This is a genomic window from Paraburkholderia sp. Tr-20389 (assembly GCF_017104565.1).
In the GTDB taxonomy this organism is placed as follows: Bacteria; Pseudomonadota; Gammaproteobacteria; order Burkholderiales; family Burkholderiaceae; genus Paraburkholderia.
On sequence record NZ_JAAGPD010000001.1, the window covers coordinates 40,702 to 60,036 of the forward strand.

Genomic DNA, 19,335 nt, shown 5'->3' on the forward strand with positions numbered 1-19,335 from the left:
TCCTCATCGCGCTACGAGCGCGTGCCAGGAGCGTCTTTGCCGTAAGCGTTGTGGTGGGCGTGGTTCACATGCGAACCCGTGTGCGCTTGCGCATGCAGACCGGCGCGATCGCCGGCGCGTTCGAGGCCCTTGTCGCGGTCGCCCGAAACGGGGCCGTTAGTATTGGCGTGACCTTTGGCACTCATGTGACTCGCCGACATGCCACCGGGGCTTCCCATCGATGAGCCGGGACCGCTGCCATTTCCATTGCCGTGGCCGCCCGCGTTTCCACCGCCGTTGCCTCCACCGTTACCGCCGCCGCCACCACCGCCACCACCGCCGCCACCACCACCACCGCCGCCACCACCACCACCGCCGCCGCCGCCGCCACCGCCACCGCCACCGTTCGCAAACGCGGGCACGGCGGATACGCAGGCCAGCAGCAGTATCGCGGCCGCAATGGCCGGTTTCGACTTCATCATGATCGTCTCCCTGATGTCGTTTTTGATCTGCGGATTGTATGAGCTTGTGCGCGTGCGAACGCTTCGCAAGTGGTAATCGACTGTAAATGCTGTATCGGGCATGGCGCTGTTGCGCCGTGCTTTTACGGAAGGTTGCAATTTGCTGTCAGAAACTTCGATGAGCTTGCGTATGCTTCGTCGGCTTCTAAAAACCTCGACGTCGACGAACACCTGCCGGTTCCTCATGCACACCACTTTCGACCTTGCGATTCAAATGTTCCTGTCGCAGCATGCTTTCGCATCGCCTGCGATCAATCATCTCGCGCGAGTGATCTCGGGGCAGGTCATGTTCAAAGGTCTCGTATTGATGCCCGTGCTGTGCTTCATCTGGTTCAGACAAGGCGAACGAAAGGACTGGGAACGCGAGATGGTGATTGCGACGGTTGCGAGCGGCATCGTATCGCTGGCCGTCGGCAGAGTGCTCGCCGTGTTGCTGCCGTTCCGGATGCGGCCGATCGCGGACCCGGCGCTGCACGGTCTGTTTCCGCCCGTCGGTCTGGACGGCGCGAGCGTGATCGCATGGAGTTCGTTTCCGAGCGACCATGCGATGCTGTGGATGGCGGTAGCGACGGGTATCTTCCTGATCTGGCGCAGTGCCGGCACGGCGGCGCTGCTCTACGCAGCGATGTTCATCTGCTTTCCGCGCGTCTTCGTCGGCTTGCACCATCCAACCGACATCCTGGCGGGCGCTGCAATCGGCATCCTGTTCACGTACATCGCGACGCGCGACGCCGTCCGCGAACGCTTTGCCACGCCCGTTCTTCGATGGATGGAGCGGTCGCCGGGCGTGGGCTATACGATGGCGCTGCTGCTGGTCTTCGAACTGGTCACGCAGTTCGACGAGACGCTCCACCTGTTGCACGCAGCGACACGCACGCTATAGACGGGCGAATTCTTCACGCGCCAGTCGTGGTATCGGCAGGCGCTTCGGCCTCGCCGTGCCTGGGCCTGCGAACCGCACGCAGTTTGCCGCTGTTGCCGCCGCCACAGTAGAACGTGTCGGCGCCATCCGATTCGAGCCCCGATACGCCGATTCCATCCGGCATGTCGAGCGTCTCCAGCACTTCGCCCGTGCGCGGATCGACGCGCCGCAAGTCGCTCTTGTCGTCCTGCCAGGTGCCGTGCCAAAGCTCGCCGTCGACCCACGTCACGCCCGTGACGAACCGGCTCGATTCGAGCGTGCGGAGAATCGCGCCCGTCTGCGGGTCGAGCTGATGGATCTTGCGGTCCTGATACTGCCCGACCCACAGCGAGCCTTCCGCCCACGCGAGGCCCGAGTTCATGCCGTCTGGCGCGGGTATCGTCGCGATCACCGCGCCCGATTGCAGGTCCACCTTGCGGATGGTCCCTTCATCGATCTGATACAGGTGATGGCCGTCGAATGCGGTGCCGGCCGTTGCGGGGACATCGATCGAACGCACGGTGTTTCCGCTCGACGGATCGAGCGCATTCACCGTTGCGCCGCCGGCAAACCAGACGTTCTGGCCGTCATACGTGACGCCGGCCACGCTGTCGATGCCCGAAAACGGGCCGTATTCACGCACGATTTCAGCAGGTGAGCGCTTCATGCTTCCATCCCTGTCGGTGAAGTATCGAGCCTTACATGCTAGTCGATTGGCAGCGGCGTGGGGAGTAACAACGCCGTCGCGAATCCGGGCATGGGCGGCATCGTCCAGCGGCGCGCGCGGCCCTGTCCGAACGATTGCACCTTATCCGCCGACGCAAGCGAATCGAGTGCGCGCTGAACGGTCCGCTGGCTGGCGCCGAGCGCCAGCGCGAGCGCGGAACTCGACCACGCTTCGCCATCGGCGAGCAGCGCGAGCAGCGTGGCGTGTGGTTCGTCGACGGGCCGCGCCAGCACTGCTACTTCGGCGGCGCCGTGCGGCATCAGTACGAAGCCGCGCTTGGTCGCGCTGATATCGGCGAGCGCGCCGAGCATCGAGCGCAGCCGGCCGATCTCGACGCGCAGGCGCGCGCGATGCGATTCGTCCACATGCTTCATTCTGAACGCGCGTTCGATCAGCGAGTCGCGCGGCACATCGGCGGGCCATGCTTCCGCCAGTGTTCGCGCGAGATTGAACAACACAGGACGGCTGGCGAGCGGAATCACGTTGTCCGCCTTGCGCACGGCGTGACGGCAAGCATCGACGAGCAACGCATCCGACGCCATCCATGCTTCGACATCGCCGAGCAGCAGGAGCTTTTCTTCGCCGCGCGAGATCAGGCGCGCGGCAGGCTCGTTCAGCAGGCGCGCCGCGCTTTCGACTTCGACCATCAGACCGGGAATGCCCGCATGCTGCGCGGCGCGCCGGGCTCTCGCAAGCGCCGCGCGCGCAGGTTCGGTGTGCAGCCGCCGCATTGCGATGCCTGCCACGATCAGTTCGTGCGCCGCACGTGACGCAGGCGGCAACGGCGCCGGATCAAAGCTTTCGAGCAGGGCTTCGGCTTCGTCGAGACGTCCGATCAGAACCAGGCGCCGCACTTCGAGTTGGCGCGCGTGTGCGGCATTCAGACGGTCACCATGCGCTTCGAGCGTCTTGCGCGCCGCATCGAGCGATTTCGCGGGCCACCCGAGGTCGCGCGACGCGAGCGCGATTTCCGCTTCGGCGACGATGCAGCGCGCACGGGCCACGGCTTCCCTCGGACCGAAGGCGCGCGCCGCGCTGCGCACGAGCGCCTTCGCGCGTGCGAGATCGCCGAGCTGCGCCATCGCGATGCCGCGCAGCGCGAGCGCGGGCGCGTCGTCGCGCAACGCGACGCAATTCAGCGCACTGAGCGGATCACCCGCCGCGAGCGCGCGCGCCGCGGCTTCGATGACTGCGTCCATCTGAATCACGCCACACTTGTCACTCCCGCCTATTGGATGTCGCGCACTAATCTAGCACGGACGATTCTTCAACGGAGGGACGAACGATGAGCACGCATACGGTTGGTACACGCGACGCCTGGCTGAAAGCGCGTCTTGAACTGCTCGAAGCCGAAAAGGCGTTGACGCGGCGCAGCGACGAACTGGCGCGACAGCGCGCGGCGCTGCCCTGGGTCAGGCTCGACAGGCAGTATCGATTCGAAACGGACGACGGCAGCGCGACACTAGCGGATCTTTTCGCAGGACGCTCGCAGCTCATCGTCTATCACTTCATGTTTGGACCCGACTATGCGGCGGGCTGCCCGTCGTGCTCGGCGATTGCGGATGCCTTCGATGGCATGGCCGTTCATCTTGCCAATCACGATGTCACGCTGACGGCCGTATCGCGCGCGCCGCTGGCAAAGTTGCAGGCGTACAAGCAGCGCATGGGCTGGAAGTTTCCGTGGGCGTCTGCGCACGACAGCGAGTTCAACTTCGACTTCAACGTGTCGTATACCGAGGCGCAGCAGCGCGCAGGCGATATCGAATACAACTTCACGCGCGGCGGGCATGCGATGGACCTGACGCCTGCGCCGGAGCCCGTCGTCCAGTTCGCGGCTTGCTGCGGAACGGACGCGCCGACTTACTCGCGCGACCGGCCAGGCATGAGCACCTTCGTGCTCGAAGACGGCGTCGTGTATCACGCGTACTCGACGTATGCGCGCGGCCTGGACGGACTGTGGGGCATGTATCAGTGGCTCGATCGTGCGCCGAAAGGGCGCAACGAGACGGGTATCTGGTGGCGCCGTCACGACGAGTACGAACAGCGGCGAGGCTGATCGTGGATATCGTCGGCGCGAGCCTGATGCCTCTCGTGTCGCGACACGTGTACACGGCGCGCGTGTCGCAGCGTGTCTTCGTCGGTGTCGTGGCGCTCGTCTTCGCGATATGCGCCGGAGCGACGGTGGTCTGGTGCCTGTCGATGTCGACGATTCCAGAGCTGCCGATGACCGGCGGCTGGTCGCTGTCGATGACCTGGGCGCCGATGTGCGGACAGAAGTGGCCACGCATCGCGGTTTCGTTCGTCGGCATGTGGATCGTGATGATGGCGGCGATGATGTTGCCGTCGCTGGCGCCTGTGTTGTGGCGTTATCACGAGGCATTGGGCAGCACGGGCAGGCCGCGTGCGTATCGGCTCACAGTGCTGGCAGGCATGGGTTATTTTGCCGTGTGGGCAGTCCTGGGTGCGATCGTATTTGCGTTGGGCTTCGTGTTCACGATGCTTGCCATGCAATGGCCCTTGCTGTCTCGCGCCGTGCCTCTCGCAGGCAGTCTCGTCGTGCTGCTTGCGGGCGGGTTGCAGTTCAGCGGATGGAAGGTGCGTTATCTGACATGCAGCCAGGGCGTCTCGTTGTGTCGCGAAGGATCGGCCTGTATGCATGGTGCGCGGCTCGGCATTCATTGCATCGTTTGCTGTGCGGGATTGACGGCCGTGCTGCTCGTCAACGGCATGATGGACTTGCGCACGATGACGCTCGTGACGCTCGCCATCACCGCAGAGCGTCTTGCTCCAGCGCCCGAACGCGTTGCGCATGCGATCGGCGTGGTTATCGTCGTGATCGGGTTGTCGATGTTCGCACGAGCGATAGTCTTGTTTTGACCGCATCTGCGCATCAGAAAACGGCATGCAACCGGCACGCAAACCCACTGCGTGCCGGCCGCCACCTCAGATCGATTTCACTTCTCCGCCATCCATCCGCAACGTCGATCCTGTCATCCAGTGCGCGCCCGGCGACACGATGAACGCCATGAGTTCCGCGATTTCCTCGGGCGTGCCGTAGCGCGCAATGCCCGCTTCCTTGGGAAACTTCGCGGTCGCTTCTTCGACGCTCATGTTGTGCAGCGGCGCCCAGTGTTCGAGATACGACTGGCGACGTCCCGTCATCACCGGACCGGGCAGCACGCTGTTGACCTGAACGCCGTCCTCGATGCCGCGATCCGACAACGCCTTCGCCAGCGCGACGATCGCCGCGTTGATTGTGCCGACAGCCGCATAGGGCGCCTTCGGAAACAGCGCGGAGTTGCCCGACATCAGCACGACCGAACCCGAGGTTTCCTTCAACGCGGGCCATGCCGCAATCGTCAGGCGGCGCGCGCCGTGCAGCTTCAAGGCAAGACCGTGTTCCCACTGTTCGTCGCTCATGTCGAACACGTCGATTTGCGGCACGGCGCCTGCAATGTTGAGCAACGCGTCGATCCGCCCGAATGCCGCGAGTGACCGATCGACGACTTCCTGCGCCGCGTTGCGCAACGACAGGTCGATGTCGATGGCCAGTGCTTTTGCACCTGCATCGACGACAGCCCGCGCGGTTTCATCCAGATTCTCTCGATTGCGCGCAACCAGCACGATCGCGTCGAAGTCCTTTGCCAACCTGATCGCCGTCGAACGCCCGATGCCCTGGCTCGCGCCCGTGACGATCGCTACTTTGCTGGACATAACATGTCTCCTGGTTCGATGGATGGACGCTCAGTGAACGACGACCATCTTGCCGCCGGCTTCATTCGCTTCCATCACACGATGCGCTTCGCGAATCTGATCGAACGAGAACACGCGCGATGGCCTCGCGCTGAAGCGGCCCGCTGCGACATCGGCGGCGATCGCTTGCAGCGGCACATCGGACAGCGGAAAGCCGGGCGTGCCGAACACGAAGCTGCCGAAGAACGTCAGGTACACACCGCTCGACATTTGCAGCAGCGGATTGAACTCAGGGATCGGCGCGAGGCCGCCCAGCCAGCCGGCCAGACACGCACGGCCGCCACGGCGCAGCATTGCGAGCGAGTCGAGAATCACGCTGTTGCCGACGAGGTCTAGCACGGCGTCGATCTGCTTCGCTTCGGCGATGCGCTTCGACAGATCGGGACCTTCCAGTTCGACGCGCGATGCGCCCAGCGCTTCGAGCATCGCAAAACGCGCCGGATTGCGCGTCGTCGCGATCACTTTCGCGCCTGCATTGACGGCCAGATTCACGGCAGCCTGTCCAAACGAAGAGGTCGCGCCGCGAATCACCACCGTTTGACCTGCCTGGATGTCGAGGTTGCGGAACAGGCATGTCCACGCCGTCGCGTAGGTTTCCGGAATCGCCGCGAGTTCGGCCCACGGCAGATCGGATTCGATCAGCGCGACGTTCGATACGGGGGCTCGCGTGTACTCCGCGTAGCTGCCGTTGATCGTGCGTCCCAGCCCGCCCATCAATGCGGCCACTTTTGCGCCCACGGGAAACTCGCCACCCGGACACGACTTCACGATACCCACGCATTCGATGCCGCTCACCTTCGCGGCTTCGGCCCATTCGCCGCGCCGCATGTGCATTTCGGCGTGGTTGATGCCGAACGCCTTGATCTCGATGACGACATGACCTTCCAGCGGTTCCGGTTCCGGCAGTTCCGTATAGACGAGGCTGTCGAGGCCGCCGAACTTTTCGAGCACGATTGCGCGCATGAGGGTTCTCCTAAGGTAGAGGGCGCGTCGGACGACGCAGTGTTATCGGGCAGATGCGAACCCACCCGTCGATGTCAGCGAAGCAGGAAGCCGGCAATGGCGGCGGCGATGTCGGCCGCGTGTGTTTCGAGCGCGAAGTGGCCCGTATCGAAGAAGCGCACGTCGGCGTCCGGCAGATCGCGCTTGAACGCTTCGGCGCCCGGCGGCAGGAAGAAAGGATCGTGCTTGCCCCACACCGCGAGGAACGGCGGCTGGTACGTGCGGAAATACTGCTGGAACGCCGGATACAGCGCGACGTTGCTTTGATAATCGCCGAACAGGTCGAGCTGGATCTCGTGTGCGCCCGGACGGTTCATGTAGTAGTCGTCGAGGGAGTAGCCGTCGGGCGAAACGGCCGTCGGGTCGGTGACGCCGTGCGTGTATTGCCAGACCGTCGCGTCCTTCGTCAGCAGCGCGCGCAGTGCGTCGCGGTTCGCCTGCGACGGATCCTTCCAGTACGCCTGGATCGGGTTCCAGCCGTCGCTCAGTCCTTCCACATACGCATTCCCGTTCTGCGAAATGATTCCCGTGATGCGCTCGGGATGCTTCAGCGCGAGCCGGAAGCCCGTCGGCGCGCCGTAGTCGAACACGTACACCGCGAACCGGTCGAAGCCGATCACTTCCGTGAACCGGTCGATCACGTTGGCGAGATTGTCGAACGTGTAAGCGAAGCGCTCGCGGTCCGGCATGTCGGACTGGCCGAAGCCCGGCAGATCCGGCGCGACGATGTGAAAGCGGTCGGCCAGCAGCGGAATCAGATCGCGGAACATGTGACTCGAACTCGGAAAGCCGTGCAGCAATAGCAGCTTCGGCGCGCCGGCGCGGCCGGCTTCGCGATAGAACACGTTGAAACCGTCAACGTCGGCGCGGCGATGGGCAATCGTGGACATGGCGTTTCTCTCCGTAAAAAGTGGGTGTCGCGGGTGGCGACTTAGGTAACCTCTAAAAAAGTGATAATCAGGTTACAAAGTGCGGATGTAACTTGTCAAGTGGTTTTTTAGTGGTTACTATGACAGCATCGTCACCTCGCATTCGTCATAGCAATGGACTACCGCCAGATTCCGGCCATCTTCGTGGCCGACGCTCCGGGCCTCGACTTCCTGAACTCGGTCGCGACGCCCGTCGACGAACCCGTCGACTGGATCGTCGACGGCGAAGGCCTGCTCGGCTGGCTGGAGCAGGCGGGCATGGTTCCGCCCGACGCGCTCGCTGACATCCGCACGGGCTCGACGCCGCAGAAACTCGACGAAGTCGCGGCGCAGGCGCGTGGGTTACGCGAGTGGTTTCGCGGTTATGTGAAAACGAGGAAAGGGCAGCCGCTGGCGGCAAACGATCTGCGCGATCTCGAACCGTTGAACCAGTTGCTTGCGCGTGACGTGCAGCATCGCGAGATCGTCGCGAGCGGGCCGGGCGAGGCGGGCGTGTTTTCATTGCACGCGAAGCGGCGCTGGGAGTCGGCGGAATCGCTGTTGATGCCGATCGCCGAGGCGCTGGCGAAACTCGTCTGCGAAGAGGACTTCACGCACGTGAAAGCATGTGAAGGACCGAAATGCACGCTGCTGTTCGCCGATCACACGCGAGGTCACGCGCGCAGGTGGTGCAGCATGGCGATCTGCGGCAATCGCGCGAAGGTGGCCGCGCATCGCGCGCGGCTCAAGGAAAGGCAAGGCGAGTAGTCCGCTATTCGCGCTTCGTGAAGGCGCGCTTCCATCCAGGCACAATCCGTTGCATTGACGCTCGTACGGAAACACTCGCGTCATTGCCATCGCACGCGTACGCGGAAAACATCACGTCCGGAACCGCAGCGTGACGCTCGACGACGTCTCGTGCGTTGCCCATCACCATCGTCTGATTCGCGTGGTGCCTATCTGTGAATCTGATAGCGCTATGCAATCCCTTCGCTTGATGCGCCTGTCGATCGATGCGACTGTGTGGCCTCGATTGCATGCATCGACATCCATCAGCACATCGGGAGACGGAGATTCAGACATGAGTTCACTCACCACAGTGGAGCGTATCGGCAACTTTGCAAACAACGCTCGACTGTCGCATCTGTCGGAAGCATCGAAAGCGCTATTCAGACGCAACATTCTCGATAGCCTCGGCTGTGCGATTGCCGCGCTTCCCGGCGCACCATTCGCAGCACTTCGCGACCAGTTCCACGAATATCGCGGCACGCAGCGGGGCTCCTGCACGCTGATCGGCGGCGGTCACGCGGCGCCCGACGAAGCCGCGCTCTATAACTCCGGCCTCGTGCGCTATGTGGATCTTCTCGATAGCTACATGTCGCCGGGCGGGCTGTGTCATCCCAGCGACAACTTTGGCGCGATTCTCGCGGCCTCCGAACATGCGTCGGCGTCGGGCGCCGAGTTCATGCTCGCGCTTGCCGTGGCCTATGAAATCGAGTCGCGCATCACGGCTGTCGTCCCCGTGATGGCGAAAGGATTCAATCACGCGATCCAGCTCGCTGCTTCGGCGGCGGCCGGTGCCGGCAAGCTGTTTGGATTGTCGGCGGAGCAGATCGCACATGCCGTTGCCATCGCGACCGTGGACAACGTTTCGTTGACGTGCGTGCATTCGGAGCCGGTTTCGCAGTGGAAAGGATTTTCGCCCGGCATCACCGGCATGCGTGCCGTGTATGCGGCATCGCTGGCGAAGCGGGGTTTCACCGGCCCGCTGCGCCTGTTCGAGGGGCCGAACGGACTTGAGCGGATGTTCGATCAGCCTGTCGATATCGATTGGGAAAGCCCGGCGCTCGACGTCGTTCAGCAGACGGTGATGAAGAAATACTGCTCGCTGATTCACGGCCAGCCGGTTCTCGAAGCAACGCTGGCGCTTCGCAAGCAACACGGCATCTGTGCCGAAGAAGTCGAAGCGGTGCAATGCGACATCTTCCAGATGGGCTATGACATCGCGGGCGGCGGCAGCTTCGGCGCAAAAGACCGGCCGATGACGAAGGAGCAGGCCGACTACAACCTCAAGTACCTGATTGCCGCAGCATTGCTCGACGGTCAGGTCGGACCGGCGCAACTCGAAACGCAGCGCATCCAGGCTGCCGACGCGCAGGCATTGCTCGGCCGCGTGACGGTCGCGCCCGATGCGACCTGCTCGTCGCAGTATCCGAATGAACTGAATACGCGCGTGACGATCACGCTGAAGAGCGGGCGTGTGTATTCGAAGGAGCACGTCGGATTCGAGGGGAGTATCGAGAATCCGCTCACGTGGGAACGCACCGTCGAGAAGTTCAACTGGCTCAGCGAACAGTACGCGGGCGACAGTCTTCGAGAAGAGATCGTCGAACTCGTTACGAAGCTGGAGACACACTCCGTGAAAGAGTTGATGCAACTCATGAGCCGTGTCAGCCCGGAAGCGAAGTTCCCCGCCCGGCATCCGGGCATCCAGTAAGTCGAATTTGATCAGGAGATACTGATGGCACTGATTTCGTGCGATATGCGTTTCGGCCGTACGGACGAGCAGAAGCGCAAGCTTGCAGCAGGCCTGTTGCGCATCGTCGGCGATGCAACGGGCGAAACGAAAGAGGATATTTTCGTGGTGTTCCGCGAAGGACGCGGCATCAATTTCGTCGAGCATGGCGAACATTTGCCCGAGTATGTCGAAGGCGCGGCAAACGACAAAGAACTCATCGCACGCCTCAAATAAACCAGGAGACGCTTACATGCCATTCATCGAATGCCATATCAAGAAGGGGCTGTCACAGGCGCGCCGCGAACAGCTGATGCGCGACATCATTCAGGTGACGCATGATTCGATCGGCTCGGACCCGAAGATCATCAATGTGATCATCCACGAGCATCCCGCCGAAAACATCAGCATATCGAGCCGTATCAACGGAGAGGAATTCAGGCGGGAAACGCCGGTCTGATCGCTCTCGTGGCGTTGCTCATTCTTTTCTTAACAGGCTTCACTACGTGACAAGTGGCGGCTATGCTCTACGTGTAGTCAAATCCGCTGAACCCGGCGCCATCGGGTCGACCCTGGAAGTGCACTGCGTCGGCTCGCTGGCAAACGCACAATGATGAATATCGTCGACGGGAGACCATGTCATGGCTGACGCAAAACGACTCTTTGCCGCCCTTGTCGCTTCGACGCTTCTCGCCAGTATGCCGGACGTGTCATGGGCGACGGAGCAGGCTCAACAACGCCGTGCCGGGCGCGATGTGCGACAGGACACCCGCCAGGGTTCACGCCATACCAAGCAGGACTGCCGCGCCGCGAACCAGAAAAGCAATTCGCAATGCCGGCAGGACAAGCGCGATACCAAGCAGAACGGGCGGCAGGCAGCCCGTGACATCAAGTATTGAGCTGAATCCGGACGCGATCCGCGCATGCACGGAGCAAAGAAATAAAAGTCCGGATATGCGACCAAAGTCCAATTGAATATTGTGGGAGCAGGTCCGATAGTACAGGTACGTCGGATGGTTACTGCTTTGCATCATATGCGTGTCGTTGGGGCGCGTCGCCTGAGGCTCGAAGGCCGCCGCGCTTGTAAACGCTTGCTCGCAGGTACGCCGTAGCATCGCTGTCATGCGCAGATCGCGGGTGGTGCAGTCCGCGGGACAACGCTGTCGCTGTGTAAAGAACCCGGAACAGTTGAGAAATATTCGCAAGATGGTCGAGGCGGAAGTCGTCTACTCAGGCGCGGTCGCGATATCCGTAGCGCCCTGCACGAGCACGTAGCTTGCCGGCTGATCGGTGCTGATTCGCGAGGCGACCTGGCGGGAGAACAACCTATGCTGCTCACACCGATTACCGAACGGGTGTTGTCGAGAGAGTTGCTCGACGTGCTGATCCGCGCCGGGCTCATCGCGGTTCTGGCCAGCTTCTGTTTCCGGATCTTCGTTCCCTTTCTCAACCTGATGGTCTGGGCACTGATTCTCGCGATCACGCTCTATCCGCTTCAGGTCCGGCTGCGCCGCGCGCTAGGGGGCAAGGATGGTCTCGTTGCGACGCTGATCATTCTCATCGCGTTCGGCGTCATTCTCGTACCGACATACATGCTGGGTCTCGCCGTTGCCGATTCGATCGAGCATGCGATGGGCATCGTCAAAAGCGGCAGCTTCCGCATTCCGCCGCCTGCCGATTCGGTCGCCAGCTGGCCGGTGGTGGGCCAGCGTGTCTACGATTTCTGGCAGCAGGCGTCGACGGATCTCACGGGTCTCGCTCAGAAGTTCGCACCGCAACTCAAGGGGGCGGCTGTCGTGCTGCTGGAAACGGTGACCGGGCTCGGCGCCGGGCTGCTGGTCTTCTTCGTCGCGCTGATCGTCGCGGGTATCTTCATGGCCCATGGCGAGAAGGGCTATCGCAGCGCCGTGCAGATTGCATCGCGCATCTCGGGCCCGGACAACGGACCGCAGATCGCCGACCTGTGCACGTCCACGATTCGCGCGGTGGCGCAGGGCGTGGTCGGCATCGCGTTCATCCAGATGCTGCTGATCGGCATCGGCTTCGTCGTGATGGGCATACCCGGCGCGGGTCTGCTCGCGCTTGCCGTGTTGCTGATCGGCATCATGCAGTTGCCCGCCACGTTGATCACCATTCCGGTGATCGTTTTCGTCATCGTCACCGAGGGCGTCAGCACGGCAACGATCATCTTCTCGGTCTACATTTTCGTCGCGGGCCTCGCCGACAACGTGCTCAAGCCACTGCTGCTGGGCCGCGGCGTGGCCGTGCCGATGCCCGTCGTGCTGATCGGCGCGCTCGGCGGGATGGTCACGGGCGGCGTGATCGGTCTGTTCATCGGCCCCGTGATGCTCGCAGTCGGCTATCAGCTGTTCTGGCGCTGGGTGAAAGACCAGCCGCAAGTCAAAAACGTTCAGACACAAGAGCAGCCTTAGCGCTGCGAGGATCGCGCTGTGTCTTTCGCGACACGTCCACCTGGAATCGCAGTGCTGCTCGGGGCGGTCTGCCTGAACGGATGCATGCGTGTCGGACCGGATTTTCAGCCGCAGCATGAAGCGTGGAGCGAGCACTGGCGTAGCGCATCGATCGAGCAGGTCACGCAGTCAGGAACCGCGCCCGATATCCGCCAGTGGTGGCAGATATTCGGCGACGCGAATCTCGAACGGCTGATCGCCGAAGCGGATGCGAACAACGGCGATCTGAAGATTGCCGGTCTGCGCGTTCTCGAAGCGCGCGCGCAACTCGGCATCGCGCTGGCGGGACGCTATCCGCAGGTGCAGCAGGCGAGCGGCAATGTGATGTACGGAGGGCGCAAGCGCTCCGATGGCTTCAATACCCGATCGGGCGGTTACTGGCAGTACGGCGCAGGCTTGAGCATCGGTTGGGAGCTGGATTTCTGGGGGCGTTTCAGTCGCGCGATCGAATCCGCCGATGCCGCGTTTTTTGCGGCGCAGGCCAACCGCGAGGGGGCGCTCGTTCTGTTGCACGCCCAGGTCGCCGATACCTACTTCACGATGCGTACGGCCGAGGCGCGGCTGCGTATCGCGCGCGAGAACGCCCAATTGCAAAAACGCAGCTACGACATCGCGCAAAAGCTCTTCAAGAGCGGAGAGACGGATGAACTCGATCTCCAGCAGGCCAAGACGCAGTATCTTGGCACGCTGAGCAGCATCCCGGAGCTGGAAAGCCAGATCGTGCTCACGCACCACGCGTTGTCCGTGCTGCTGGGCCGCCCGCCTGGACCGCTGCCCGAGCTGGATGCGCAGTCGGGCAAGGAAGGCGTCGTGCCGCTCGTGAGCCGCGCCGTACTGCAGGACGTGCCCGCCGATCTTCTGCTGCGTCGCCCCGATGTTCGCGCCGCCGAGTATCAGATGGCCGCGCAGTCGGCGCAGATCGGCGTGGCGAAAGCGGATCTGTATCCGTCCGTGTCGCTGGTTGGCTCGCTCGTGTGGAGCGCCAGTTCGCTCACCGGTTCGCCGAACACGCTGGCGCTCGTCGCCGGTCCGAGCGTCACGTGGAATATTTTCGACCACGGCAGGATCACCAACAACGTGCGGGTGCAGGACGCCCGGCTGCAACAGTTGACCGTCGCCTATCAGAACACCGTGCGCGAAGCGGCTCGCGAGGCCGACGATGCCGCGACCGCGCTGATCGCCGCCTTGCAGCGCGACACGATCCTGAACGACGCGCAAGGTGCCGCGCGACGCTCGCTGACGCTCGCCAATACGATCTATCGCGAAGGCTACTCGGACTTTCAACGGGTACTCGATGCGCAGCGCGCGCTGTTCGCGCAGCAGGATGCGTATGTCGTCAATCGCAGCAATGCCGTCGGCGACCTGATCGCGCTTTACAAGGCCCTCGGCGGAGGGTGGGACACGGATCAGCCGCTGATCGACGCGGCGACTCGCGAGCAGATGCGGCAACGTACCGACTGGGGCGATCTGCTGAACGATACGACCTCGAAATCCGACTCGCGCGGTCAGGCGGAAGGTGCGTCACGATGAGCGATACGTCCGGTTCGAAGGTCGGTGCGTCGCCTGATCCGTCTCAACCCGCGTCCCAGTCCGCGCCTGAAACTCCGCCTGCATCCACCGTGGAGCCGTCGGGCAAGGCGTTGAAAATCGTCGTATGCCTGATCGTACTGAGCCTGATCTGGTATCTCCTCGCGGACCGCTTCACGCCTTATACCCAGCAGGCGCGGGTCCAGGCGTACGTCGTGCCCGTGGCCGCCGAGGTGTCGGGACGCGTGACGCACGTGTTCGTGCACAACAATCAGGAAGTCGACGCGGGTCAGATGCTGTTCGAAGTCGATAGCGAGCCGTATCGTATCGCCGCTGATCGCGCACGCGCCGATCTGGAGTCCACGCGCCGCCAGGTCGGCGCCAGTACGGCCGGCATCGATTCGGCGCTTGCCGGTTTGCGGGCCGCGATTGCCAACGAGGTCAAGGCGCGGCAGGACAGCGACCGCCTGGAGCGGCTGTATCGCGAAGACGAGGGCACCGTGTCGCTGCGCCGCCTGGAAGTGGCGCGCGCGACGCACGAGCAGGCACAGAGCCAGGTGGCTGCCGCACGTGCCGAAGTCGTGCGGGCGCGCGAGCAGCAGGGCGGCAGCGAAGCCGAGAACGCGCAGTTGCGCAGCGCCGCCACCGCACTGGAAAAGGCCGAACTCGATCTCACCAACACGCGGATCAAGGCGCGCTCGGGCGGCGTGGTCACCGATCTGCGCACGGAAGTCGGCCAGTTCGCGGCGGCGGGCGGGCCTGTGATGACGTTGATCGCGATCCGTGACGTATGGATCAGCGCCGACATGACGGAGAACAACCTGGGGCATCTCCAGCCCGGCACGCCCGTGGGCATTGCACTGGATGCGCTGCCGGGCGAAGTGTTCACAGGGCGCGTGCGCAGCATCGGTTATGGCGTGAGCGTGGGGCAGAGCACGCCGCCCGGCAGTCTGCCCACCGTGCAGAACAGCCGCGACTGGCTGCGTCCCGCGCAACGCTTCCCCGTCATCGTCGAATTCGATGAGAGTGAGCGCGCGCGTCTGCATGACATGCGTGTGGGAGGACAGGCCGAGGTGATGGCGTTCCCGAGTCAAGGCAATCCGCTCAATCTGCTGGGACGCGTGTTCCTGCGTGCGATGAGCTGGGTTTCATACCTGTACTGAGGCACCTATGCAGCTCGCGCTTCAGCGTGCCGGCTTTCGCTCACTGCGCATCGCCACTGGGATGGCGCTTGCGCTTGCGCTCAGCTTCGGACTGGATTTGCCGATCCCTGTCATCGCGCCCGTGTTCGCGGTGTTTCTGCTCGCCACGCAGAGCCGTCCGCTGCCGCTGAAGGCAGCCGTCGCGCTCGCGCTGGTCGTTGCGCTCACGACGGGCAGCGGTCTGCTGCTCGTGCCCTTGCTGCGTTACTACGCGTTTGCGGGCGTGATGCTGACGGCACTCATGCTGTTTCTGGCTTTCCGCTACGGACTGCGCGGCGGGAACAATCTCGTCGCGACCTTTCTGGCGGCGGGATTGACGATGATTTCCGCTGCGGGCACTGCGGACTTGCAGCTCGCGGCGACAGTCGTCGGCGCGCTGACGAAGGGGCTGCTGCTTGCGGTGCTGGTATCGGCCGTCGCTCACGCGCTGTTTCCCGAGCAGGCGAGCGCGCGGCCGCAACCCGCCGCGCGAGCGTTGTCCGGAGACCAGGCCACGGCCATCGCACTGCGCGCGACGCTCGTCGTGCTGCCCGCCTATCTGCTTGCAATGACCGATCCGGCGAGCTACATGCCGATCATCATGAAGTCGGTGAGCCTCGGCCGGCAGACCTGCACGACGACGGCCCGCACGGCAGCCCGCGATCTGATCGGCTCGACGCTGCTCGGCGGTCTGCTCGCCATCGCGGTCTGGTTTGCGCTCAAGCTCTTCGTGCATCTCTGGATGTTCTTTCTGTGGATGATGCTGATCGGTCTGCTGGTGGGACGCAAGTTCAATGGCCTCAGCCCGACGCGTTATTCGCCTGGTTTCTGGCTGAACAGCCTCGTGACGATGATCATTCTGCTCGGGCAATCGGTGCAGGACAGTGTCGCGGGTAAAGACGTGTACACCGCGTTTGCCGTGCGCATGTGGCTCTTTCTGGCGGTCACCGTCTACGCGTGTTTCATGCTTCTGCTGTTCGAGAAGCGGGGGCAGGGGCGAGCCAGGTCAAAGCGCAATGCGGTTCGTCGCCCCTGAGAGGAGCCGGCAATGGACAATGCGACAAGCGACGGCGTTGTGCGCCTGCGGGCTCGCCGGTGGGAAGGCGCAGAAGGGTAGTCGTCAGAGGATGCAATCGACAGGAGCGGGTTATGCAATTGCCTACCATCAGATCGGCGCATGGACGAGCGGATATTCCGTTCGCGCGTGCCAACGCCGGTATGGTTCGCAGGCTAGGGACATGGGGCGCGGCTTTGCTGATCGCGCTGTTGCCTTGTCAGTCGCATGCACAGGCGGCAGGGGGGCAACTGTCGGATCGCACGGTCATCGGCGGAAACGTGAAGCGGCATGCCGACGCCGTGCTTGCTGTCATGTCCTACACGACCGTCCCCGATGTGACGACCAGCTCGCTGTCGATCAACAGCGGCGCGACGGGCAATCCCGGTTTTGGGCAAACGCAGCTGGGAGGCGGATTCACCCTGAGCCGGACCTTCCCGCTGTACATGGAGGGCACGGTCGCCTACAGCCGCTACGACCCGACCTTCGTCGCGACGGACGGCGCCCAGCAGCGCGACGTGCCGACCAAATGGAACACCTTCAGCGGCACGGTGGGTCTGGGCTGGGATTTTCGCATCACCGATGAACTCGTGTTCCGTCCCATCATCAACGGTACGCTCGGGCGCGTAACGAGCGATCTGAGAATAGGACAGTCGATCTTCAACCGCGTGACGGACAGCAATCTGCAGTTTCTCCAGAATGGCTACCTCGATGCCTATGGCTACGGCGGCTCGCTGATGCTCGATTACGAGCACTATCGCGAGAACTACGAAATCGACGCCGAGTTGCGCGCGACGGATATCTATCTGCGCAGCTTCGGTGGCGCCGAGGCCGTCCAGGGTTCAGCGACGGCGCAGCAGCTCAGTCTCTGGACGCGCTGGCGCGCGCCGACGGGCTGGCACGCACTGGACCGCCCGGTGCGCTATGTGCTGGAACTCGCTTACTCGCATTACTTCGGCGACAGCGCGGGCGTGCTGGGTTTCAACGACCTCACGTCGTTGGGCGTCGGTCTGGAACTCGATAGCAGCCGATATCCGATCATCGTCACCCGCACGCGTGCGATGGTCCGGTACGTGTTCGGACACAACGTGCATGGCGTGTCATTCGGCTTCGCGGTGAGTTTCTAGCGCGCTCCAACAGGCGGCTCGCGGCAGGACTGCTCCACGAGCTATTGGACCAAGGTCTCATTTCCAGCCGTATGCGAGAAGCCTATTCTTTAACCTGACACATCTCTGTCCGGCATTGCGATAAACGCAGCAGCCACCTGCGAGCCGGTCAGCGGCAGATCGAACGAACCGGCATGCACGCCATGAAAAAGTCCATGAAGATCGAAAGGGCTGCGACCCAACAGAAAAGCGGCGGCGCGGTCGGATCCAGACGCGTGCCGCGCAGCCAGCAGGCCGAGGTCGGCAATGTCGATCGCGATCCCATCGAGCTTCTGAAACTGAACAGTGCGGGCCGGGTCGAGCGTCTCGTGCCGCTGCGCTACGGAAGAATGCTCGCGTCGCCGTTTGCGTTCTTTCGTGGCAGCGCGATCATCCAGGCGCACGATCTTGCGGGCACCCCGGATTCAGGACTTGCTTTTCAGATCTGCGGCGACTGTCATCTTGCCAACTTCGGCGGCTTTGCGACGCCGGAGCGCAGGTTGCTGTTCGACCTCAACGATTTCGACGAAACCAGCGAAGGCCCGTGGGAATGGGATATCAAACGGCTCGTGGTCAGTTTCGTACTGGCTGCGCGCAACCTTGGTTTCAAGGCAAAACAGGCCGAGGACCTGGTGTATGCCGTCGTGCGCAGTTATCAGTTGCGAATGCAGGCGTACGCCGAGATGAGCATTCTGGAAACCTGGTACGACCAGATTACGCTGGAGCGTGTGCTGGACGAATCGACCGAGCCCGACGTGCAGCGGCGCATCCGGCGCGCGATGGAGCGCGCGTCGACACGCACGCATGAATCCCTTCTGCCCAAGTTGACCCGGCGCGAAGGCGAGCGTCTGGTCATCCTCGACGCGCCGCCTGCCGTGTTCCACATTCATGGCGATCAGACACTGTTCGATCCGGACGACGAGTTGTTGAAGCTCAAGGATCTGGAGGGAGCGAGGGCGGCGGCATTCAATGAATATCTGTCGACGCTCGCGCTCGATCGCCGTCGCCTGCTGGGGCATTTTTCGTTTCAGGATCTGGCGTTCAAGGTGGTCGGCGTCGGCAGCGTCGGCACACGCTGCGTGATCATGCTGATGATGGACCGGCATGGCAAGCCGCTGTTCCTGCAGTTCAAGGAGGCGTCGCAGTCGGTGATCGCGCGATATCGCGGCAAACGGAAGAGCGGTCATGAGGGACAGCGCGTCGTCGAAGGTCAGCGCCTGATGCAGGCTGCGAGCGATCCGTTTCTGGGCTGGGCGAAGGGTCCGCTCGGAAGGCACTTTTACGCGCGGCAGTTGCGCGACATGAAGCTCTCCGCGCAGATCGAACTGATGGACGCCGACATGCTCGCGCGTTATGGCGCGTTGTGCGGCTGGGTGCTGGCGCGTGCGCATGCGAAGGCGGGCGGTCTCGCAGCGGAGATCAGCGAATACATCGGCCAGAGCGACAGGATGAGCGAAGCGCTGATCACGTATTCGAACCGCTACGCCGACCAGGTGGAGCGCGACTACGAGCAGTTCGCCGCAGCGTGCCGGTCGGGGCAGCTCGAAGCGCGCACGGACGAAGACATGGCGGCCGATTTCCGCATCTAGGCGAGCGCGGCAGCGGCGCGACCGGCATCAACCGTTTCAGCAACACGGATTCCCCTCACCAC

At 63.1% G+C, this 19,335-nt stretch carries 20 protein-coding genes; 14 read left to right on the forward strand and 6 right to left on the reverse strand.

Annotation, left to right across the window (positions count from 1 at the left end; translation table 11 throughout):
* Positions 1 to 11: 11 nt before the first annotated feature.
* Positions 12 to 671: a hypothetical protein gene (locus tag G3N95_RS00160; protein ID WP_346778333.1), complete on the reverse strand. Its 660-nt coding sequence runs from the start codon at positions 669 to 671 to the stop codon at positions 12 to 14.
* A 13-nt stretch (positions 672 to 684) separates the two neighbouring features.
* Between G3N95_RS00160 and G3N95_RS00165 the strand changes: the two genes are divergently transcribed.
* Positions 685 to 1,383, forward strand: coding sequence for a phosphatase PAP2 family protein (locus tag G3N95_RS00165; RefSeq protein WP_205967936.1), 699 nt, complete (start codon positions 685 to 687; stop codon positions 1,381 to 1,383).
* 13 nt (positions 1,384 to 1,396) lie between these two features.
* Here the strand turns inward: G3N95_RS00165 and G3N95_RS00170 are convergent, their stop codons facing one another.
* Both G3N95_RS00170 and G3N95_RS00175 read right to left on the reverse strand, forming a co-directional pair.
* Positions 1,397 to 2,068, reverse strand: coding sequence for a DUF5074 domain-containing protein (locus G3N95_RS00170; RefSeq protein WP_205967937.1), 672 nt, complete (start codon positions 2,066 to 2,068; stop codon positions 1,397 to 1,399).
* A gap of 38 nt (positions 2,069 to 2,106) precedes the next feature.
* The gene (locus tag G3N95_RS00175) at positions 2,107 to 3,327 is read right to left on the reverse strand and encodes a helix-turn-helix domain-containing protein (protein WP_205967938.1); all 1,221 of its coding nucleotides are present in this window, start codon (positions 3,325 to 3,327) and stop codon (positions 2,107 to 2,109) included.
* A gap of 86 nt (positions 3,328 to 3,413) precedes the next feature.
* Here G3N95_RS00175 and G3N95_RS00180 point away from each other — a divergent pair, with 86 nt between their 5' ends.
* Entirely contained in the window at positions 3,414 to 4,184 is a 771-nt protein-coding gene (locus tag G3N95_RS00180) for a DUF899 domain-containing protein (protein ID WP_205967939.1), read from the forward strand.
* Positions 4,185 to 4,186: 2 nt separating this feature from the next.
* On the forward strand, positions 4,187 to 5,005 hold the full coding sequence (locus G3N95_RS00185) for a DUF2182 domain-containing protein (RefSeq protein ID WP_346778334.1): 819 nt from the start codon (positions 4,187 to 4,189) through the stop codon (positions 5,003 to 5,005).
* Positions 5,006 to 5,071: 66 nt separating this feature from the next.
* On the opposite strand, the gene G3N95_RS00190 is transcribed toward G3N95_RS00185, so the two are convergent.
* The 3 genes from G3N95_RS00190 to G3N95_RS00200 form a co-directional block, all read right to left on the reverse strand.
* Positions 5,072 to 5,842 carry an SDR family oxidoreductase gene (locus tag G3N95_RS00190; protein WP_205967940.1) on the reverse strand — a complete coding sequence of 257 codons (771 nt, stop codon included), beginning with the start codon at positions 5,840 to 5,842 and terminating at the stop codon, positions 5,072 to 5,074.
* A 30-nt stretch (positions 5,843 to 5,872) separates the two neighbouring features.
* A complete protein-coding gene (locus G3N95_RS00195; protein WP_205967941.1) occupies positions 5,873 to 6,844 on the reverse strand; it encodes a zinc-binding alcohol dehydrogenase family protein in 972 nt (323 codons plus the stop codon).
* 74 nt (positions 6,845 to 6,918) lie between these two features.
* On the reverse strand, positions 6,919 to 7,773 hold the full coding sequence (locus G3N95_RS00200; protein WP_205967942.1) for an alpha/beta hydrolase: 855 nt from the start codon (positions 7,771 to 7,773) through the stop codon (positions 6,919 to 6,921).
* Positions 7,774 to 7,926: 153 nt separating this feature from the next.
* On the opposite strand from G3N95_RS00200, the gene G3N95_RS00205 reads away from it, so the two are divergent.
* From G3N95_RS00205 to G3N95_RS00255, 11 genes are all read left to right on the forward strand, one after another.
* Complete coding sequence (locus tag G3N95_RS00205) at positions 7,927 to 8,559, forward strand: ABATE domain-containing protein (protein ID WP_205967943.1); 633 nt, start codon at positions 7,927 to 7,929, stop codon at positions 8,557 to 8,559.
* Positions 8,560 to 8,872: 313 nt separating this feature from the next.
* Positions 8,873 to 10,288: an MmgE/PrpD family protein gene (locus tag G3N95_RS00210; protein WP_205967944.1), complete on the forward strand. Its 1,416-nt coding sequence runs from the start codon at positions 8,873 to 8,875 to the stop codon at positions 10,286 to 10,288.
* 24 nt (positions 10,289 to 10,312) lie between these two features.
* Positions 10,313 to 10,543: a tautomerase family protein gene (locus G3N95_RS00215; protein WP_205967945.1), complete on the forward strand. Its 231-nt coding sequence runs from the start codon at positions 10,313 to 10,315 to the stop codon at positions 10,541 to 10,543.
* Positions 10,544 to 10,559: 16 nt separating this feature from the next.
* Positions 10,560 to 10,766 (forward strand): tautomerase family protein, encoded by a 207-nt coding sequence (locus G3N95_RS00220; RefSeq protein WP_205967946.1) that lies wholly within the window; start codon positions 10,560 to 10,562, stop codon positions 10,764 to 10,766.
* A gap of 238 nt (positions 10,767 to 11,004) precedes the next feature.
* A complete protein-coding gene (locus G3N95_RS00225; protein WP_241018194.1) occupies positions 11,005 to 11,205 on the forward strand; it encodes a hypothetical protein in 201 nt (66 codons plus the stop codon).
* Between the two features lie 429 nt (positions 11,206 to 11,634).
* Positions 11,635 to 12,738: an AI-2E family transporter gene (locus G3N95_RS00230; RefSeq protein ID WP_205967948.1), complete on the forward strand. Its 1,104-nt coding sequence runs from the start codon at positions 11,635 to 11,637 to the stop codon at positions 12,736 to 12,738.
* An 18-nt stretch (positions 12,739 to 12,756) separates the two neighbouring features.
* Positions 12,757 to 14,307 carry an efflux transporter outer membrane subunit gene (locus tag G3N95_RS00235; protein WP_205967949.1) on the forward strand — a complete coding sequence of 517 codons (1,551 nt, stop codon included), beginning with the start codon at positions 12,757 to 12,759 and terminating at the stop codon, positions 14,305 to 14,307.
* Positions 14,304 to 15,467 carry an HlyD family secretion protein gene (locus G3N95_RS00240; protein WP_205967950.1) on the forward strand — a complete coding sequence of 388 codons (1,164 nt, stop codon included), beginning with the start codon at positions 14,304 to 14,306 and terminating at the stop codon, positions 15,465 to 15,467. The genes G3N95_RS00235 and G3N95_RS00240 overlap by 4 nt, the downstream gene beginning before the upstream one ends.
* A gap of 7 nt (positions 15,468 to 15,474) precedes the next feature.
* Positions 15,475 to 16,521, forward strand: coding sequence for a DUF2955 domain-containing protein (locus tag G3N95_RS00245; protein ID WP_205967951.1), 1,047 nt, complete (start codon positions 15,475 to 15,477; stop codon positions 16,519 to 16,521).
* Between the two features lie 182 nt (positions 16,522 to 16,703).
* A complete protein-coding gene (locus G3N95_RS00250; RefSeq protein WP_205968707.1) occupies positions 16,704 to 17,666 on the forward strand; it encodes a hypothetical protein in 963 nt (320 codons plus the stop codon).
* A gap of 194 nt (positions 17,667 to 17,860) precedes the next feature.
* Positions 17,861 to 19,273: a DUF2252 domain-containing protein gene (locus G3N95_RS00255; protein WP_205967952.1), complete on the forward strand. Its 1,413-nt coding sequence runs from the start codon at positions 17,861 to 17,863 to the stop codon at positions 19,271 to 19,273.
* Positions 19,274 to 19,335: the final 62 nt, after the last annotated feature.

What these genes read in the sequence shown, in the direction of transcription:
- G3N95_RS00165 (WP_205967936.1), top strand. Translation starts at nt 685, where the DNA reads ATGCACACCACTTTCGACCTTGCGATTCAAATGTTCCTGTCGCAGCAT.
- G3N95_RS00170 (WP_205967937.1), bottom strand. Translation starts at nt 2,068, where the DNA reads ATGAAGCGCTCACCTGCTGAAATCGTGCGTGAATACGGCCCGTTTTCG.
- G3N95_RS00175 (WP_205967938.1), bottom strand. Translation starts at nt 3,327, where the DNA reads ATGGACGCAGTCATCGAAGCCGCGGCGCGCGCGCTCGCGGCGGGTGAT.
- G3N95_RS00180 (WP_205967939.1), top strand. Translation starts at nt 3,414, where the DNA reads ATGAGCACGCATACGGTTGGTACACGCGACGCCTGGCTGAAAGCGCGT.
- G3N95_RS00190 (WP_205967940.1), bottom strand. Translation starts at nt 5,842, where the DNA reads ATGTCCAGCAAAGTAGCGATCGTCACGGGCGCGAGCCAGGGCATCGGG.
- G3N95_RS00195 (WP_205967941.1), bottom strand. Translation starts at nt 6,844, where the DNA reads ATGCGCGCAATCGTGCTCGAAAAGTTCGGCGGCCTCGACAGCCTCGTC.
- G3N95_RS00200 (WP_205967942.1), bottom strand. Translation starts at nt 7,773, where the DNA reads ATGTCCACGATTGCCCATCGCCGCGCCGACGTTGACGGTTTCAACGTG.
- G3N95_RS00205 (WP_205967943.1), top strand. Translation starts at nt 7,927, where the DNA reads ATGGACTACCGCCAGATTCCGGCCATCTTCGTGGCCGACGCTCCGGGC.
- G3N95_RS00210 (WP_205967944.1), top strand. Translation starts at nt 8,873, where the DNA reads ATGAGTTCACTCACCACAGTGGAGCGTATCGGCAACTTTGCAAACAAC.
- G3N95_RS00215 (WP_205967945.1), top strand. Translation starts at nt 10,313, where the DNA reads ATGGCACTGATTTCGTGCGATATGCGTTTCGGCCGTACGGACGAGCAG.
- G3N95_RS00220 (WP_205967946.1), top strand. Translation starts at nt 10,560, where the DNA reads ATGCCATTCATCGAATGCCATATCAAGAAGGGGCTGTCACAGGCGCGC.
- G3N95_RS00225 (WP_241018194.1), top strand. Translation starts at nt 11,005, where the DNA reads ATGCCGGACGTGTCATGGGCGACGGAGCAGGCTCAACAACGCCGTGCC.
- G3N95_RS00230 (WP_205967948.1), top strand. Translation starts at nt 11,635, where the DNA reads ATGCTGCTCACACCGATTACCGAACGGGTGTTGTCGAGAGAGTTGCTC.
- G3N95_RS00240 (WP_205967950.1), top strand. Translation starts at nt 14,304, where the DNA reads ATGAGCGATACGTCCGGTTCGAAGGTCGGTGCGTCGCCTGATCCGTCT.
- G3N95_RS00245 (WP_205967951.1), top strand. Translation starts at nt 15,475, where the DNA reads ATGCAGCTCGCGCTTCAGCGTGCCGGCTTTCGCTCACTGCGCATCGCC.
- G3N95_RS00250 (WP_205968707.1), top strand. Translation starts at nt 16,704, where the DNA reads ATGGTTCGCAGGCTAGGGACATGGGGCGCGGCTTTGCTGATCGCGCTG.
- G3N95_RS00255 (WP_205967952.1), top strand. Translation starts at nt 17,861, where the DNA reads ATGAAGATCGAAAGGGCTGCGACCCAACAGAAAAGCGGCGGCGCGGTC.